The sequence below is a fragment of the Flavobacterium cutihirudinis genome (assembly GCF_003385895.1).
In the GTDB taxonomy this organism is placed as follows: domain Bacteria; phylum Bacteroidota; class Bacteroidia; order Flavobacteriales; family Flavobacteriaceae; genus Flavobacterium; species Flavobacterium cutihirudinis.
This window is the reverse complement of sequence record NZ_QRDQ01000009.1, coordinates 562,693-580,405: the sequence shown is the minus strand read 5'-3', so window position 1 is coordinate 580,405 and position 17,713 is coordinate 562,693. Positions and strand designations below refer to the sequence as shown.

Genomic DNA, 17,713 nt, shown 5'->3' with positions numbered 1-17,713 from the left:
ATCTCTGTATAAAAATTTATACCAATGAAAAAATATACAAATAAAATGCTGTTGTTTTTTCTGTTCTTTTTTAGTGTTTTTTTCACTAATGCACAGGATGTAACAATTAGCGGTTCTTGTTTTATAGGGACACAAACCTTTGTTAAGGGAGGAAATAGCAGTATTCCAACCTATAATAGCAAACCGGCTTATTATAATGCCAATGTTAGTATTACTTATCAAAGTACGCCTATAAGTGCTGAAGCTTATTTGGTTTTTATACCTGCCGTTGAGTTAGGACTGCCAGAAGACCGATGGGTTATTCTTTTGGATGGACAGCCTTATTTTTATGCAATTTCTAGCGCTGCAACTGCGCCAACTTCAAACTATTTGCCGTTTGATGAAACAGCGACAACAACAGATTGCGGGGGAACTCCAGTAATTGCACCACCAAATCAGGCACCCACAGATATTTCTTTAACGAATGCTTTTATAAATGAGAATGTACCTGCGCTTTCTTCTGTAGGGTTATTCACTACAACAGATCCGGATCTTGGCGGTACTTTTACTTATTCGTTAGTTGGAGGAGCAGGAAGTACTGATAATGCTTATTTTTCAATCATCGGAAACGAATTAAGAATAAATAGTAGTCCAAACTACGAAATAAAATCATTTTATACTATTCGTGTAAGAACCACTGATCAAGGAGGAGCATCTTTTGAAAAAAGTTTTGTGATTTCAATTATTAACGTGTGCGATATAATCTTGTCGAAAGTAGAGAATAATGCTACATGTCCTGGTCGGGCAGATGGTAGTGCAACTATTACAGCTATTGAAGGAACAGGACCCTATAATTATCAATGGCCAAATGGTGAAACAAGTGCGACAGTAAACAATCTTGCTGTGGGAACGTATACTGTAACGGTAAGAGATACTAATGGATGTTTTGCATACATAGCTGTAACCATTGGAGCTAATCAGGACTTAGCTCCTCCAGTTCCTACGCTTCCTGGTTTACCAGACGTTAGGGAACAATGTAGTGTAGTTGCTGGTCGAATTACAGCTCCAACTGCAATAGACAACTGCGCCGGATTAATTACAGCTACGACACTGAGTCCGCTTACGTATTCCGCTCAAGGTAACTATACAATTTTCTGGCAATTTAATGATGGAAATGGAAATATTACTTTTCAAAATCAGAATGTAATTGTTGATGATACTACAGATCCGGTTCCTGATGTAGCTAATCTTTTACCTATAGTTTCTGAATGTGGAGTAACAGTAACAGCTCCAACAGCAACAGATAATTGTGTAGGAATGATTACGGGTACAACAATAGATCCAACTTCTTTTTCTTCTCAAGGGAGCTATATGATTAATTGGACTTATAGTGACGGAAATGGAAATGCTTCAACACAAACGCAAAATGTTATTGTTGATGATATTACAGCTCCGGTTCCTGATGCAGCTACTCTTCTAGATATAGTTTCTGAGTGTGCTGTTACGGTGACGGCTCCAACAGCAACAGATAACTGTAAAGGAATAATTACGGCTACAGCATTAGATCCAACTTCTTATTCTGCTGAAGGAAGCTATGTAATTAATTGGGTTTATGATGACGGAAATGGAAATACCTCGACACAAACACAAAATGTGACTGTTGATGATATTACAGCACCAGTTGCAAATGTGACTAATCTTCCTAATATTGTTTCTCAGTGTCAAATAATACTAGGTACAATTATTGCTCCGACAGCAACTGATAATTGTAAAGGACTAATTACAGCTACCACAACAAGTCCTCTTAGTTATTCAACTCAGGGAAATTATACAATTAATTGGACGTACAATGATGGAAATGGAAATATTTCAACACAAACACAAAATGTGATTGTTGATGATACTACACTTCCAGTTCCAGATGCAACCGTTCTTTCTGCCTTAGTAGCGGAATGTGAAATACCTGCAGGCACAATTGCAGCGCCAACAGCAATAGATAATTGTGGAGGAATAATTATAGCTACAACAACAGATCCTCTTACATATTCAGTTCAGGGTGAGTATACAATTCACTGGATATTTGATGATGGACATGGAAATACCTTAACTCAGACACAAGACGTAATCATACGTGATACTACAGCTCCGTTTATTAGTTTTCCGACTCTTTTAGATGTGATTTCAGAATGTGGAGTTACGGTTACAGCTCCAACTACGACAGATAATTGTGCTGGAATAATTACGGCTACAACATTAGATCCAACTTCTTATTCTGCTGAAGGAAACTATGTGATTAATTGGACTTATGATGACGGAAATGGAAATACTTCAACACAAATACAAAATGTAACTATTGATGATGTAACAGCTCCGGTTGCTGACGTACCTAATCTTCTAGGTATAGTTTCTGAGTGTGGAGTAACAGTTACGGCTCCAACTGCAACAGATAATTGTAAAGGAGTAATTACGGCTACAACATTAGATCCAACTTCTTATGCTGCTGAAGGAAGCTATGTAATTAATTGGACTTATGATGACGGAAATGGAAATACTTCAACACAAACGCAAAATGTAACTATTGATGATATTACAGCTCCAGTTCCTGATGTTGCTACTCTTTTGGATGTAGTTTCTCAATGTGGAGTAACAGTTACAGCTCCGACAGCGACAGATAATTGTAAAGGAGTAATTGCGGGTACAACAACAAGTCCGCTGACATATTCAACTCAAGGTAATCATACTATTACGTGGACTTACGATGATGGAAACGGAAATGTTTCTACACAAACGCAAAATGTTATTGTAAAAGACAATGTTGCACCTGTTGCTGATATCGCAGTTCTTTCAGATGTTTTAGGTCAATGTTCAGCTACAGTTACAACTGTACCAACTGCAACAGACAATTGTGGAGGAATTATTACAGGACTAACATCAGATGCGCTGACTTATTCAACTCAAGGGAATTTCACTATCACATGGACGTACGATGACGGAAACGGAAATGTTACTACACAAACACAGAATGTTATTGTGAAAGATAATGTGGCACCGGTTGCAGATATCGCTGTTCTTTCAGATGTTTTAGGTCAATGTTCAGCTACAGTTACGGCTGTACCAACTGCAACAGACAATTGTGGAGGAATTATTACAGGAGCAACATCAGATGCACTAACATATTCAACTCAGGGTAATCATACTATTACATGGACTTACGATGACGGAAACGGAAATGTTACTACACAAACACAGAATGTTATTGTGAAAGATAATGTTGCACCGGTTGCAGATATCGCAGTTCTTTCAGATGTTTTAGGTCAATGTTCAGCTACAGTTACAACTGTACCAACTGCAACAGACAATTGTGGAGGAATTATTACAGGAGCAACATCAGATGCGCTGACATATTCAACTCAAGGGAATTATACTATTACGTGGACTTATGATGACGGAAACGGAAATGTTACTACACAAACGCAAAATGTTATTGTGAAAGATAATGTTGCACCGGTTGCAGATATCGCAGTTCTTTCAGATGTTTTAGGTCAATGTGAAGTTGTAGTTACAGCTCCAACGGCAACGGATAACTGTGGAGGGACTATCGTAGGATCAACAACAAGTCCGCTGACATATTCAACTCAAGGTAATTATACAATTACATGGACTTACGATGACGGAAACGGAAATGTTTCTACACAAACACAAAATGTTATTGTAAAAGATAATGTTGCTCCAGTTGCCAACGTAACGAAACTTGCTGATATTGTAGCTACGTGCGGTATAAGTGCCGGAACAATTGTAGCGCCAACCGCAACGGATAATTGCGCAGGAACTATTACCGGAACAACAACAGATCCGCTTGTGTATTCGGCTCAGGGTAATTATACAATTACATGGACATATGATGACGGAAATGGAAATACGTCAACTCAACAACAACTTGTACAGGTGTCAGCATCAGGACTGGAATCGGTAACTTTCAGTGATGCTTCTTACACTTACGATGGCAAATCGCATGTTTTAGAAGTAGAAAATCTTCCAGTTGGTGCCACGGTTACATATGCGAACTCAGCAACTACAGGAACAGAAAATGGAGGAATTAATGCTGGAAACTATGCTATTACTGCGACGGTATCTTCTTCTTTTGGTAATTGTACTCCAGTGGTTTTAAGCGCAAAACTTGAAATTAAAAAAGCAACGCAACAAATTACTTTTGATGCTTTGCCTGAAAAAATTCTGGGAGATAATAGTTTTAATTTAAATGCTGTTACCACTTCAGGTCTGCCTTTGAATTATTCATTTACTTATAATTCGGCATTGCCTCCAGCAAATGTTTCTGCTGATGGTTTGGTGAATCTTTTAAGAGAAGGAGAAATAGTAATTACAGCACATCAGGATGGTGATGATAATTACCTGCCAGCTGAAAATGTTACGCAGCGTTTGATTATTAAAGCCAATAAAAATAATGATGCCACAATATCAGAAATTACGATTGGTGGTCAGGTTTATAAAAACCCTTCTCAGGAAATAAATTATCTGATGGAATGTGGTGAGGAGAATGTTGCAATTTCGATTTCAAACGATGCAAATGCAAGCATTCTTCCGTCAGAAAATTTCATTGTTGATATTCCAAAAGCTGGAATATACAAACAGAATGTTTCTGTAACTTCAGAAGATGGTTCTACTACTTCTAATTATGTAGTGAACATCCAAAGGCCTTTCAAATTCGATGATATTGTTCGTCAAAAATTCAACAATGTTTTACTTGTAAACAATAATCCGCAGACCAATGGAGGATATGAATTTGTTTCTTATGAATGGTTTAAAAACGGTCAGTTAGTAGGAACTGGACAATATTATTCAGCAGGAGATAATGTAAATGATGCATTAGATCCATCTGCAGAATATAGTGTTAAGATGAAGACCAAAGACGGACAGATTCTGCAAACTTGCAACAGTAGAGTTTCAACACAGAAATCATTGTCAGCGAAACTTTATCCGAATCCGATTCAAATCGGAAAAGTGATTACTATTGAAACAGATTTCCCTTCAGAAGAGCTAGAGAAAATGCAAATTAATCTCTACACTGTTACAGGTCAGTTGATCAAAACGGTAAAATCTTCAAGTGCACTAACGGAAATACAGTTGCCAATAGCCGATAGCACGATGTATCTTGTAGTTATTGAAACTCCAAACATCAAAAAGACGCTAAAAGTAATTGTAAACAAATAAAATCAGCCAGTACAATTTGAAAATTGTACTGGCATAAAAATAGTAAGATGAAAAAAAATAGAGTAAACTATATAACATCAATCACTATGATTATAGCTTTTTTGGCAACTTGCCTAAACGGTTATAGTCAGGATAAAAAAGCCAAATTAGAGAAAGCTGATAAGAAATATGAGTTGTCGATTGCTGTAGGAGGCCCGTTCTCGTTTATTAATTACCGCACACCTCAGGAAACTGTATTAGGAAACGGATTTAGTGCTGATATTCGTTATTCCTACTATTTAAATGAAGGGTTAAGTATTGGACTTGGTGTGGAATATCAAACGTACACTTCTGCAACCAAATCTGGATTTGTAACCGGACAATATGCCGCAACCGATGCCGATAATGAGTCTTTTCAGTTTAGATATAAAGCTGCAAATTTTAGAGAAGAACAAAAGCTAGGCTATGTAAATATTCCTGTTGGCATTCAATTTGAAACTTCGGGAAAAACAAAACTATATTTGGGTGCGGGTGCTAAAATTGGTTTTGCTGTAAATGGAACTTACGAAACAACGATCGAAAACCTGACAACCAGCGGTTATTATCCGCAGTATAATGTAGAGTTGTTTAATCCAGCATTTGCCGGTTTTGGAAATACTGCAAATATCAATACTGGTAAGCAGGATCTTAGTACTGAAATTTCATATTCAGCTACTATCGAAGCCGGAGTAAAACAAAGTATAGGAGCAAAAAAATCAATTTATATTGGTCTTTATCTGGATTACGGATTGAATAATATTTATGAAAAACAAAGCAAAAATGTAGTTCAGTATAATCCGGAAATTCCGGTTGCTTTGAGTTACAACACGGTTCTTAATTCAGTTTATGATGATGTGAAACTTCTTTCGTATGGCTTGAAATTAAGATTTGCGTTGCGTTAATTACAATTGTTTATACAAAAAACTCCTCCTAAATTAGGAGGAGTTTTTTTTTGCTGCATAGTTTTCTTTGCAAAATTAATATATGTTTAATCCCTGCTTTTATAAAATTCTCTTATACTAATAATCAGTATTGAAGCTAAAAAAAGGTAAAGTAAAATTCTTTCGACCATTGTGATTTGAGATTAAATAATTTGTAGTTCTAAAAAGTCACTTTTAAAGTAGTAAACCATTTTCTGGATTTAGTTTTAAAGGCGCTAATAACAAAACAAACTTACTTTATAAACAAATTACATAAAATACATCTTTTGGAGTATTTTTTACATTTTAACCATCCTCTTTTGCAATCAAAGGTTCTTTTTAGAAACTTCGAATGGTAGACAATTCTTTGCGATACGTACTTGGTGTTTTTCCGGTTATTTGCTTAAAATGTTTATTGAAATTGACAAAATTTTGATAGCCAATTTCGTAGCAGACATCAGATATAGATAACTTTTCATTTTGAAGAAGTTTACAGGCATGACCAATTCTTAATTCGTTCAAGAAACGAGTAAACGATTTTTGAGCTCTCTTTTTGAAAAAACTGCAAAAAGCAGGAGGCGTCATATGTGCTACAGATGCGATAGTTTCTAATGAAATAGGTTTCGTAAAATTGACCATGATGTATTTATAAACCTGATTCATTCTTTCGGTATCTTTTTCATTATAAGAATGAAAATAACCTAAACCGGCAAGCAGATCAAATTCATCTGTATTCAGCATAATATTTACGATCTTAAGGAACTCTATTATTTGAGGCAATCCTTCCATCGCTGTCATTTTCTCTAAATGCTTCGTAATCTTTGCTCTTGTTTTTCCGGTAAAACGCATGCCTCTTTCTGCTTTTTCAAACAGCGTCGTTTTTTTAGATAAATCGCCGGGATCGGTACATATTTTTTCTAAAAAATTAATGGGGAAATAAATAACAATAGCCTCAACCGATTTGTTTCTGTGATTATTGCTCGTTGGTATATCTTCATACCACATATGCGGCAAATTCGGACTCATTAAAACTAAATCCCCATCGGAGAAATTAGTAATACTATCTCCAATAATTCTTTTTCCACTGCTTTTTTTTACAAAACTTAATTCACAAAAGTCATGAAAATGCAGCGTTGCATCAAAATCACGTTCTTTTATTTTTTTGATGGTAATTAAGGAAGAATGTTGTTTGGGAAGTTCTACTAATATCGCTTTCATTTTGTCAGTACAATCAATAATTAAAAAATAACTTAAACAATATTAAACATTATTGTTTTACGGAAAGTAAAAATGATTAAAATAGTTTAAGTATTAATTAAGTTAGTGTAAATAGCGAAAAAGGTTATGCTGTAGTTTTGACTTACGATTAAATCAGTAAATAATTAAATAAAAATTTGAGGGTAATGGAAACTATATTTTGGAAGAACGACGATGAACTTTTTGATATTGTACGTAATGAACTTTATACAGCTGTAGTAGGAGATATTATGGATAAATTAGGTTTATTAAACCAATTTTTGCCACCGCAAATACAACCGCTACAAGATGATATGTTTATTGTAGGACGTGCCATGACAGTATTAGAAGCCGATGTTGTTTCAAACTCCAGTAGCAATAACCCAGTTTTGAATAAGTCTTTCGGATTAATGTTGGAAGCATTAGATGACTTGAAAAAAAATGAAGTATATGTATGTACCGGTTCTTCGCCATCGTATGCATTATGGGGAGAATTGATGGCAACACGTGCACAAATATTGGGTGCAGCCGGTGCAGTTGTAGATGGTTATTCGAGAGATACCAGAGGAATATTAGAACTAAAATTCCCTTCTTTTTCTTATGGAAGATATGCTCAGGATCAGGCGCCACGCGGAAAAGTAATCGACTTTAGAGTACCAATAGAAATAAAAGGTGTTAGAATTAATCCGGGTGATATTATCGTCGGAGATATTGACGGGGTTTGTGTTGTTCCGAGAGAAGTTGAAGAAGAAGTATTCCGTCTTTCTATAGAGAAAGCAAGAGGAGAAAAAATGGTTCAGAAAAAAATACAGGAAGGCATGAGTACAAGAGAAGCTTTCGATAAATATGGCATCATGTAAAAAGCTTTTACTATTTGAAAGCTAATTTTTGACTTGTATTTAAGTTTTTGTAAAAACATCAATTTCACCAAAATGAAAAAAATAAAATTAATAACCATTATTTGCTGGTTTGTTTTGATTGGTCATGCGACGGCTCAGACAAAAAGCATCCAAAATTTTGAAGTTCCCATACTTACGCCATTTCCTGCTTCGGTAGCTGGTGTTACTTCGCCTACAATGTCTTTAAACGGCAGTTGGGAATTCGATATAAAAGAACAAACTCAAAAAGGAAAAAAGATTCTCGTTCCCGGAGAATGGGAAATGCAAGGCTATAGTGTAAAAGAAGGACAAACTGCTTTGTATACTAAAAAACTTGCTGTTCCGGCAAGTTGGAAAGGAAACCAAATTAAAATAAGATTTGATGCTGTAAGTTCTCATGCATTGGTAAAATTAAACGGGAAAACGGTAGGCGAACACGAAGGGAGTTTTGTTCCTTTTGAAGTCTACATCACAAATCAGTTAACGTATAAAGAAGACATTCTGGAAGTTGAGGTTCAGGCGTTAACGATTAGCGACCGTTTGGCTTGTACGTCTCAGTATGCGTGTCATACTGTTGGAGGTCTTTTGCGAAAAGTTACTTTATTTGCCGTTGCTCCAATTCATATTTCTTCAGCAATAACGAATACTGTTTTTGATGCATCTTATAAAAATGCTTCCTTAACAATTGCAAATTCTTTAGTGAGCAATTTATCAGTTTCTCAAGATGCCCAACTTCAATTTACCCTTTTTGATGCCGCTGGAAAAGTGGTTGCAAAAAAGACTTCGATTGTCAAAAAAATCAATGCAAATGCTGATATCGAAACAGTTTTAGAAATTAAATCTCCAAAACATTGGGATCCGGAACATCCGTATTTGTACAAATTGCAAACGGACTTACTTGTAAATAATATCAAGAAACAAACCAACGAACAAAAAGTAGGATTTCGCCAGATTGTTATTAATGGAAATCAGTTTTTTGTTAACGGAAAAGCGATCAAATTGCATGGTGTAAACCGTCATTCTGTGCATCCGTTAACGGGAAGAAGTATTTCGCCTGCATTGGATCGAAAAGATGCCGAATTATTCAAGGCTGCCAATTGCAATTATATTCGTACGTCACATTATCCGCCTTCTGAAGAATTTTTGAATGCTGCAGATGAGTTAGGTTTATTTGTCGAAAGTGAAGCATCACTTACGTGGATTCAGCATCATGCATCGCCAATTTGGAAATTATGGAGTTATACCGATGAAAAATTCCTTCCCTTTATGGTAAGAGCCAATATGGATAATGTTTTGGCAGGACGTAATCATCCTTCCATCATTATTTGGTCTTTAGGAAATGAATCCAGATGGAGTCCGCTTTGGGAAAAAGTAAAAAAAGTTGTAAAAGAAATGGACCCAACACGACCAACAAGTTTTCATGATCAATGTTGGGGTGGTTTTAACAACGCAAGCAGTAAAGCAGATGTAGCCAATTACCATTATCCGGGTATTACAGGACCGAAAGCAACTGATACAATGTCACGTCCAACGCTTTTTGGAGAATATGCGCATTTGTCGACGTACAATCGTAGAGAATTATTGAGTGATCCGGGTGTAAGAAGTGCTTATAGCGAGCCGCTTGTACAATTTTACGATTCCATTTATAAACATAAAGGAAATTTAGGTGGTGCAATATGGAGCGGTATCGATGATATTTTTCATATGCCTGACGGAAGAATTGTAGGTTATGGCCCGTGGGGACCTCTGGACGCTTGGCGAAGACCAAAACCGGAATATTATGGAATGAAAAAAGCGTATTCTCCAATCCGAATTACGAAGGTAAATTGGGGAACATCGACAAAAGGTTTTGTAGAACTTAATGTAGAAAATCGTTATGACTTTACTTCATTTTCAGAAGTAAAAATTGAAGTAAAAACAAATGCCGGATCTAAATTAATTTCATCGGTTATTCCGGCAAGAGGAGAAGGAATTATTAAAGTTCCTTTAGATAAAAAAGCATCAGAATTTTATATCTCGTTCACAGATTCTAATGGAACAATTGTCAATGAGGAAAAATATGAAAACAAAGTTCCAACCAAAATAGAAGATCAGAAAGTAGCGCTTTCATTTTCGGAGAACGAATCGGCTATAACGGTGAAACAAGGAGAAGTCAGTTATTTAATTAATAAGGTAACCGGAGTTATCACCAATATTACAAAGAACAACCAAACGATTGCGACACAAGGACCCGTTTTTTGTTTTGTACCAATGAATAGTGAAGACGGAGGAAAACCGAATGTAGCCGGAGAAACCTATCAGAATAATATTTATCCGGTAAAAAATTATCCGCTTTACACTTTGTTTGCAAAAGACCTTACGGTGAAACAAACGGAAAAAGGAATTGTTGTCGATATGAATACGGTATATATTGATGTAAAAGGAAGACAATCGTACTTGTTTACTACTGATGGAAAACTAGAAACATCTTACGAAGTAGAATACGGCGACAATGACGAAAGTCCTTATCAATATGGAATGCTAATGCAGCTTCCAAAACAATTTGACCAATTAAGCTGGAAACGTAAAGGTGAATTTACCATTTATCCTGAAAATGATATTGCAAGAAGCGAAGGTTCAGCATTATTAAATGCAAAAAAACTTAGCGGAGTTGAAGAGCCGGGCGTTGTTCCGTCCGGAGACTGGAAAGATGATGCTAATGATTTAGGAAGCAATGATTTCCGTTCAACAAAAAGACACATTGAAACAGCAAAATTGCAAGATAAATCAGGAAACAGTATAAAAGTACTTTCAGATGGAACTCAGGCTTCCCGAAGCTGGTTGCAGGATGAACAAATACAATGGTTAATAGCAGATTACAGCAATTCAGGATCAGAACCTTTTTACGGAAGTCCTCATAGTAATGGCCGAATAAAAACGAAAGGCAAAACCCTGAAAGGAAAAGTTACGCTTACGATTAATTAAAGAGACAAGATATTAACAGAAATAGAAAGAAATGAAAATTACTGATGTAAAAGTGTGGATGGTTGAAGGTGTTAAATACAACTGGACATTACTAAAAATTTATACAGATACGGGTCATACCGGCGTTGGAGAGGCTACAAACTGGCCGGGAAGCCCTATTGTTTATCACGCGGCAAAACATATTGGAGAAAGAATTATTGGTCTTGATCCTATGAAAACCGATTTTATTTGGACAAAACTGTACCGCGATTTAAACTGGGTCGGACCAAACGGAGCAAGTTTATGCGCTATTAGCGGAATTGATATGGCTTTGCTGGATTTAAAAGGAAAAGTTTTAGGAGCGCCTTGTTATGAACTTTTGGGAGGTGCTTTTAGAAAAGACATTTTATTATATGCCAATTATTGGTTTACAGGCGGAGGACACAATGCCGAAGATTATGCAAAACAGGCGATAAAAGTAAAAGAAGCTGGATTTACAGGATTAAAGTTTGATCCGTTTGCGCACACGAATTATTTATATGGTGAAGATTTATCTTCCAATCTTACGCTGACTGCTGAACAGCAGGATTTAGCTTTCGAAGTTAGTAAAGCGGTTCGTGATGCAGTAGGGCCAAATTTCGATATTATGATCGAAACACATGCAATGCTGAATTACCGAGTAGCGGTAAAAATGGCGCAACGTCTTGCCGAGCTTGATATTACATGGTATGAAGAACCCGCAGGACCGGAAAGTGCTGATACCTTAAGAGCAATGAGAGAACGTATTCCGTCGAATGTTTCAATTTGCGTTGGAGAAAGACATTACACGAGACACGGAATCCGTCCAGTATTAGAAAAAAACATTTGCGATATTATGATGCCGGATATTACGCGTTGTGGCGGCCCTTCTGAAATGAAAAGAATGGCAACAATGATGGAAGCTTATAATGTTTTACTTGCGCCACACAATCCAAATGGGCCTTTGTCTACCTTGGCGTCAGCTCACGTTTGTGCTTCTGTTCCTAATTTTTTCCGTCAGGAATTTATGTTCAATGACGTGCCTTGGAGAGATACGGTTATTACACATCCAATAAAAGACATGATTAAAAATGGTCATTTACATTTAAGTGACAGACCCGGTCTTGGTGTGGATTTGGTTGAAGAAGAAATGGAAAAACATCCTGGAATAGTAGTTCCGCGACCAGGGTTTTATGTGTAAATTTAAGATACAAGTCAGGTTTTACTATTTAAGTTTTAAATAAATTAAAATATTTCCCACCAGTTTAAAAACAGTTATTTATGTCAATTGAATCAATAAAAAGACGTGATTTTTTAAAACAAACCAGCATTTTTACTGCGGGTTTACTTGCCATGCAAATGGATGTTTTTGCAGATTCTTTTGCGTTGGATAAAGCTGGAAATGAATTTATTTTCCCGAACAAAATAACAGATCCTGACTGGATAAAATCCTTGTATCAAAGAGGAACTGTAACCACTTATCTCAAAAGTAAAAATGAGTTGAGATATATTGGTATGCCAGTTGGCGGAATCAATTGCGGTACTGTTTATCTTGGTGGAGACGGACGTTTGTGGCTTTGGGATATTTTCAATAAAAATCAGGAAGGTATTGAACCTAAACTGGCAGAATGGAATAAAGGTAATGGTGAGGAAATTAAATTGCGTCCGCGTGATGGCGCTGCTTATGTATTTCCTGCAACTGAAATTCATCCTTTGGAACAGGGTTTTGCAATAAAACTCATTTACAAAGGTAAGACTATTATAAAACGTTTTCATCAGGAAGATTGGGCCGAAATTAAGTTCGAAGCAACTTATCCCGCAGCAGTTATTCATTATATCGACTCCGATTTTCCTTTGGAAATAACACTAACAGCATTTTCGCCTTTTATTCCTTTAAACGAAGACAATTCGAATATTCCGGTCACTATTCAGTCTTTTGAAGTAAAAAATACAACACAGGAAATTGTTGAATTTGAAATAATCGGCTGGTTAGAAAATGCGGTAAATAAGTTCTCTATAACTGCTAGCAGCGATGGGAAAAGAGAAAATTCAGTGATTTCCAAACCAAATCATGTTTCCGTTTTTTCCACTTTTAATCCAAATGATAAAGTAAAATTTACTGAGGCTGGAGATACAGGATCGCTATGCCTTTCTTTTATAGGAAAAAATGCGACCGGTATTTCTTCTTTCAGCTTTCCTTTTTCTTCGGAATCGTTTGATTTAAAAGGCGAGAAAGAGAATAAAAGTGTAGTAAATGCCGATGAAAAACTATTTGCAGGAATAGCTGTAAATGAAAAATTAGCGCCCGGTAAAAAAGTAAAAAAAGAATTTGCGATTAACTGGCATTTTCCAAATGTTGGAAAACGCATTAATGTACCAGATGCAAGAACGGGACATTATTATTTAAATATGTTTCCAGATGCTTTGGCTGTCGCCGATTATGTGGCAGATCATTATTCATTTTTATCGGCACAAACAAAATTGTGGAAAGATACCTGGTACAATTCAACTTTGCCTTGGTGGTTCATGGAGCGCACTTTTTCAAATATTTCAGCATTGGCTACGACCACTTCGCATCGTTTCAAAACCGGTCGTTCGTGGGCGTGGGAAGGTGTTGGCGCCTGCGAAGGAAACTGTACACATGTTTGGCATTATGCGCAGGCAATTGGCAGAATTTTTCCGGGTATTGAAAGAGACAACCGTCAACGCGTTGATTTAGGAATTGCTTTGCAGGAAGACGGAGGAATCTGGTTTAGGGCAGAATATGATAAACGTCCGGCTATCGATGGACAAGCAGGCAGAGTTTTAGGTTGTCTGCGTGAACATCAAATGAGTGCCGATGATACTTTTTTAAAAACGAATTGGCCAAACATAAAAAAGGCAACTCAATTTCTAATTAATCAGGATAAAAGCGGCAATGGACTTACGGACACTCCAATGGAAAATACTTTGGATGCTGTTTGGGACGGCGAAATCGCCTGGATTGCCGGTTTATCAATTGCAGCTGTAAAAGCCGGCGGATTGATGGCAACCGAAATGAATGACATTGCATTTGCAGAAAAATGCCAAATATATGTCGAAAAAGGTTCCAAAAATATGGATGAGGTTTTGTTTAATGGAGAATACTACATTCATAAACCGGATGCCGTAAAAGGAAGGGAAGAAGTAGGATCTTATAATACGTGCCATATCGATCAGGTTTTAGGACAAAGCTGGGCGTGGCAAGTTGGCTTAGGCCGAATTAATAGCAAAGAAAAAACAACCTCTGCTTTGAAGTCGTTGTGGAAATATAATTTCATGAAGGATGTGGGGCCATATATAAAAGAGCATACCGGATGGCGTCCTTATGCATTACCCGGCGAAAGCGGAATGGTCATGAACACGAATCCTAAAAACGAACCGAATCCTTACGGTGAGTCGGTGACATGGCAAATGGGTTATTTTCATGAATGTATGACGGGTTTTGAACATCAGGTGGCAAGTCATTTAATGGCGGAAGATATGACTGATGAATCACTAATATTAACGAAAGCTATTCACGATCGTTATCATGCCTACAAACGAAATCCGTTTAACGAGATAGAATGCAGCGATCATTACGGAAGAGCAATGGCGAGTTACGGAACATTTATTACAGCATGCGGATTCGAATATCACGGTCCAAAAAACTTCATCCGATTTGCTCCAAAATGGAATAAAGAAAATTTTGAAACGCCTTTTGTTACCGCAAAAGGCTGGGGATCTTATTCTCAAAAAAATCAAAATACAAAACAAATTCATCGTTTTAACTTGAAATATGGCTCGGTTCGATTACAAAAAATAAGCTTGCAAAAAATAAGTGACTTGCCTTTAAGAAAAGTAATTGCAGCTGTTGGCGGTCAAAAAATAAAACTAAAATATCAGCAAACAGGAAATGATATTCTTGTAGAGTTTGATAAGCCGCTTAATATTCAAACCAATGAAACATTAGTAATCACTATCTAATATTATTTGCAATGTTAAAAAGGAATATATTTTTATTGATGGTTTTTATGGTATTGATTTCGTGTAATCAATCCAAAACAAGTGAGGTAACGCAAGCAGATGATAATTGGAAAAAGCAATTTGACCAAAGGCTTCCGTTGTTGGGACATCGTAATTGGATTGTTATTGCAGACAAAGCTTTTCCGGAACAGAATGCCGCAGGTATGGAAGTGATTAATACAAACGAGAATTCTTTGACCGTTCTAAAATATGTTTTGCAACAAGTAAATTCTTCAGGGCATGTAAAACCAATTATTTATCGAGATAAAGAATTAGAATTTATTACCGAGGCACAAGCGAAAGGTGTAGAATCTTTCCGTACAGAATCTGAAAAATTGCTGAATATTGGTAAAACTTTAGAATCTAAACCTCAAACTATTCTTCATGATTCTGTTTTTGCAAAATTAGATCAGGCATCAAGATTGTTTAAAATCGTGGTTTTAAAAACAAACGAAACCATTCCGTATTCCTCAGTTTTTGTACAGCTCGATTGTTCGTATTGGAATGCAGAAAAAGAAAAACAATTAAGAGCAAAGATGAATAATCAAAAATAAAATCATTAAATGGAAATTTGGAAAGCAACATCATTAAACAATACAAAATCAATTCTCGGAGAAGGAGCAATATGGAGTTCTTTACGCAATCTGTTTTTTTATGTAGATATAGAAGGAAAAAAAGTTGGTTTTGTAGATCCTGTTTCCGGAATGACCAAACAGCGACAAATGAAAGAGAAAGTAGGAACTGTAGTTCCTACAGAAAATGGACGACTTATTTTGGGACTTGAAAATTCGATCTCAATTTTCGATTTTGATTCCGATGAATTGCAGGAGCTTACAAAATTAGAATCAGAAATTCCGACCAATCGTTCTAATGACGGAAAATGTGATGCAGCCGGAAGATTCTGGATCGGAACAATGAATCAGGAAGCAAACGGAGCGGTTGGAGCATTATATTGTTTTGACGGAGAAGAAGTAAAAAAAATGATTCCAAACCGAAAAGTATCCAATGGAATTTGTTGGAGCAGCGATAATAAGACGATGTATTACATAGACTCGTTTGATTACAATATAAAAGCATATGATTTTGATTTAGAAACGGGTGATATTTCAAACGAAAGAATCGTTGTTGAAATGAAAAATCAAAATTTTACGCCAGATGGAATGACAATAGACACCGAAGGAATGTTATGGGTAGGGATGTGGGGCGAAGGAACCGTAAACAGGTACAATCCGCTTTCGGGTGAATTAGTTGGTAAAGTAGATGTTGATGCTCCCCACGTTACTTCTTGTGCATTTGGAGGACCAAATATGACACAATTGCTTGTAACAACCGCGAGCTCTGGATTAAGTGAAGAACAGTTAAAACAGTTTCCGGAAAGCGGCACCTTATTTTTAGTTGATGTTGGAATTAAAGGAACCGAAATGAACACATTTAAATTCCAAAATAAAAATATAAAAGAGTTACAATGAAAGAAATTGTTTTGTTCGGAGAGTATTTGTTAAGGTTGACTCCGCCGGGAAATAAAAAAATAATGCAGGCCGAAAATCTTGAAATGCATTGGGCTGGATCTGAAGCTAACATTGCTGTTTCATTGGCTACATTTAAAAAAAGTACGCGATATATTACTTCATTACCAAAGAATGATATTGCTGAGGCTGGCATTGCGCAGCTTCATCGTTACGGCGTTCCAACGACCATTATAGAAAAGGAAAAAGGACGTCAGGGAATTTATTACTACGAAAGTGGTATTGGAGCCCGATCAGGAAAAGTAACCTACGATCGTGAGTATTCGAGTTTTAGTTTGCTGGAAGAAAATGATATCGATTGGGATGAAATTTTCAATGATGCCGAGTGGTTTCACTGGAGTGGAATTACGCCGGCCTTAAATGAAAATCTTGCAAAAATTTGTTTGAAAGCCTTGAAAATTGCCAAGGAAAAAGGAATTACAATTTCAGCCGATTTTAATTTTCGTTCCACATTATGGCAATACGGAAAGCAAAGTCATGAAATAATGCCTGAACTATTAGAATATTGCAATGTTGTCCTGGCAGATGTTGATGCAGCAAAGCTGTATTTTAATATCAAACCGGAAGAGAATAATTTGGTTGAAAGTACTTGTTCCCTTTTAAAGGAAAAATTACCAAATACAAAATATATTGCCATGACGATGCGCTATCAGCAGAATTCTTCAAATGAATATGTTGGTTATTTATGGTATGACAATGCAATAGTAGCTTCATCAAAATATAAAATAGACAATATTGCTGAGCGTATTGGTGCCGGCGATGCTTTTATGGCGGGTTTAATTTATGGTTTGCAAGAAAAACAGCCACTTCACGAAGTTATAGAGTTTGCTACTGCATGCGGCGTGATGAAACATTTTGTGACCGGCGATATGAACATTGCTTCAAAAGAAGAAATAGAGCTTATTATGCAACAAAAAGGAAGCGGCAGAATAATTCGTTAATA

General features: G+C 36.4%; 10 protein-coding genes. 9 read left to right on the top strand and 1 reads right to left on the bottom strand.

From position 1 onward, the window contains the following. Positions 1-24 precede the first annotated feature (24 nt). Together BD847_RS13275 and BD847_RS13270 are read left to right on the top strand one after the other, a co-directional pair. A complete protein-coding gene (locus BD847_RS13275) occupies positions 25-5,208 on the top strand; it encodes an HYR-like domain-containing protein (protein WP_115888750.1) in 5,184 nt (1,727 codons plus the stop codon). Positions 5,209-5,255: 47 nt separating this feature from the next. Further along, positions 5,256-6,128 (top strand): outer membrane beta-barrel protein, encoded by an 873-nt coding sequence (locus tag BD847_RS13270; RefSeq protein WP_115888749.1) that lies wholly within the window; start codon positions 5,256-5,258, stop codon positions 6,126-6,128. Between the two features lie 357 nt (positions 6,129-6,485). Here BD847_RS13270 and BD847_RS13265 read toward each other — a convergent pair whose 3' ends face one another. After that, a complete protein-coding gene (locus BD847_RS13265) occupies positions 6,486-7,364 on the bottom strand; it encodes an AraC family transcriptional regulator (RefSeq protein ID WP_115888748.1) in 879 nt (292 codons plus the stop codon). 185 nt (positions 7,365-7,549) lie between these two features. Between BD847_RS13265 and BD847_RS13260 the strand changes: the two genes are divergently transcribed. The 7 genes from BD847_RS13260 to BD847_RS13230 all read left to right on the top strand — a co-directional run bounded on the left by BD847_RS13260 (position 7,550) and on the right by BD847_RS13230 (position 17,711). Continuing rightward, on the top strand, positions 7,550-8,242 hold the full coding sequence (locus BD847_RS13260; protein ID WP_115888747.1) for an RraA family protein: 693 nt from the start codon (positions 7,550-7,552) through the stop codon (positions 8,240-8,242). A 72-nt stretch (positions 8,243-8,314) separates the two neighbouring features. Then, positions 8,315-11,224: a glycoside hydrolase family 2 TIM barrel-domain containing protein gene (locus BD847_RS13255; RefSeq protein WP_115888746.1), complete on the top strand. Its 2,910-nt coding sequence runs from the start codon at positions 8,315-8,317 to the stop codon at positions 11,222-11,224. A 31-nt stretch (positions 11,225-11,255) separates the two neighbouring features. Continuing rightward, positions 11,256-12,422, top strand: a complete 1,167-nt coding sequence (locus BD847_RS13250) for a mandelate racemase/muconate lactonizing enzyme family protein (protein ID WP_115888745.1) — start codon at positions 11,256-11,258, stop codon at positions 12,420-12,422. Between the two features lie 80 nt (positions 12,423-12,502). Beyond that, on the top strand, positions 12,503-15,205 hold the full coding sequence (locus tag BD847_RS13245; RefSeq protein WP_115888744.1) for a GH116 family glycosyl-hydrolase: 2,703 nt from the start codon (positions 12,503-12,505) through the stop codon (positions 15,203-15,205). A gap of 11 nt (positions 15,206-15,216) precedes the next feature. Then, a complete protein-coding gene (locus tag BD847_RS13240; protein ID WP_147298513.1) occupies positions 15,217-15,798 on the top strand; it encodes a hypothetical protein in 582 nt (193 codons plus the stop codon). Positions 15,799-15,807: 9 nt separating this feature from the next. Further along, complete coding sequence (locus BD847_RS13235; RefSeq protein WP_115888742.1) at positions 15,808-16,713, top strand: SMP-30/gluconolactonase/LRE family protein; 906 nt, start codon at positions 15,808-15,810, stop codon at positions 16,711-16,713. After that, entirely contained in the window at positions 16,710-17,711 is a 1,002-nt protein-coding gene (locus tag BD847_RS13230) for a sugar kinase (RefSeq protein WP_115888741.1), read from the top strand. The genes BD847_RS13235 and BD847_RS13230 overlap by 4 nt, the downstream gene beginning before the upstream one ends. Positions 17,712-17,713: the final 2 nt, after the last annotated feature.

Coding starts and splice junctions, on each gene's coding strand:
- BD847_RS13275 (WP_115888750.1), top strand. CDS start 25: ATGAAAAAATATACAAATAAAATGCTGTTGTTTTTTCTGTTCTTTTTT.
- BD847_RS13270 (WP_115888749.1), top strand. CDS start 5,256: ATGAAAAAAAATAGAGTAAACTATATAACATCAATCACTATGATTATA.
- BD847_RS13265 (WP_115888748.1), bottom strand. CDS start 7,364: ATGAAAGCGATATTAGTAGAACTTCCCAAACAACATTCTTCCTTAATT.
- BD847_RS13260 (WP_115888747.1), top strand. CDS start 7,550: ATGGAAACTATATTTTGGAAGAACGACGATGAACTTTTTGATATTGTA.
- BD847_RS13255 (WP_115888746.1), top strand. CDS start 8,315: ATGAAAAAAATAAAATTAATAACCATTATTTGCTGGTTTGTTTTGATT.
- BD847_RS13250 (WP_115888745.1), top strand. CDS start 11,256: ATGAAAATTACTGATGTAAAAGTGTGGATGGTTGAAGGTGTTAAATAC.
- BD847_RS13245 (WP_115888744.1), top strand. CDS start 12,503: ATGTCAATTGAATCAATAAAAAGACGTGATTTTTTAAAACAAACCAGC.
- BD847_RS13240 (WP_147298513.1), top strand. CDS start 15,217: ATGTTAAAAAGGAATATATTTTTATTGATGGTTTTTATGGTATTGATT.
- BD847_RS13235 (WP_115888742.1), top strand. CDS start 15,808: ATGGAAATTTGGAAAGCAACATCATTAAACAATACAAAATCAATTCTC.
- BD847_RS13230 (WP_115888741.1), top strand. CDS start 16,710: ATGAAAGAAATTGTTTTGTTCGGAGAGTATTTGTTAAGGTTGACTCCG.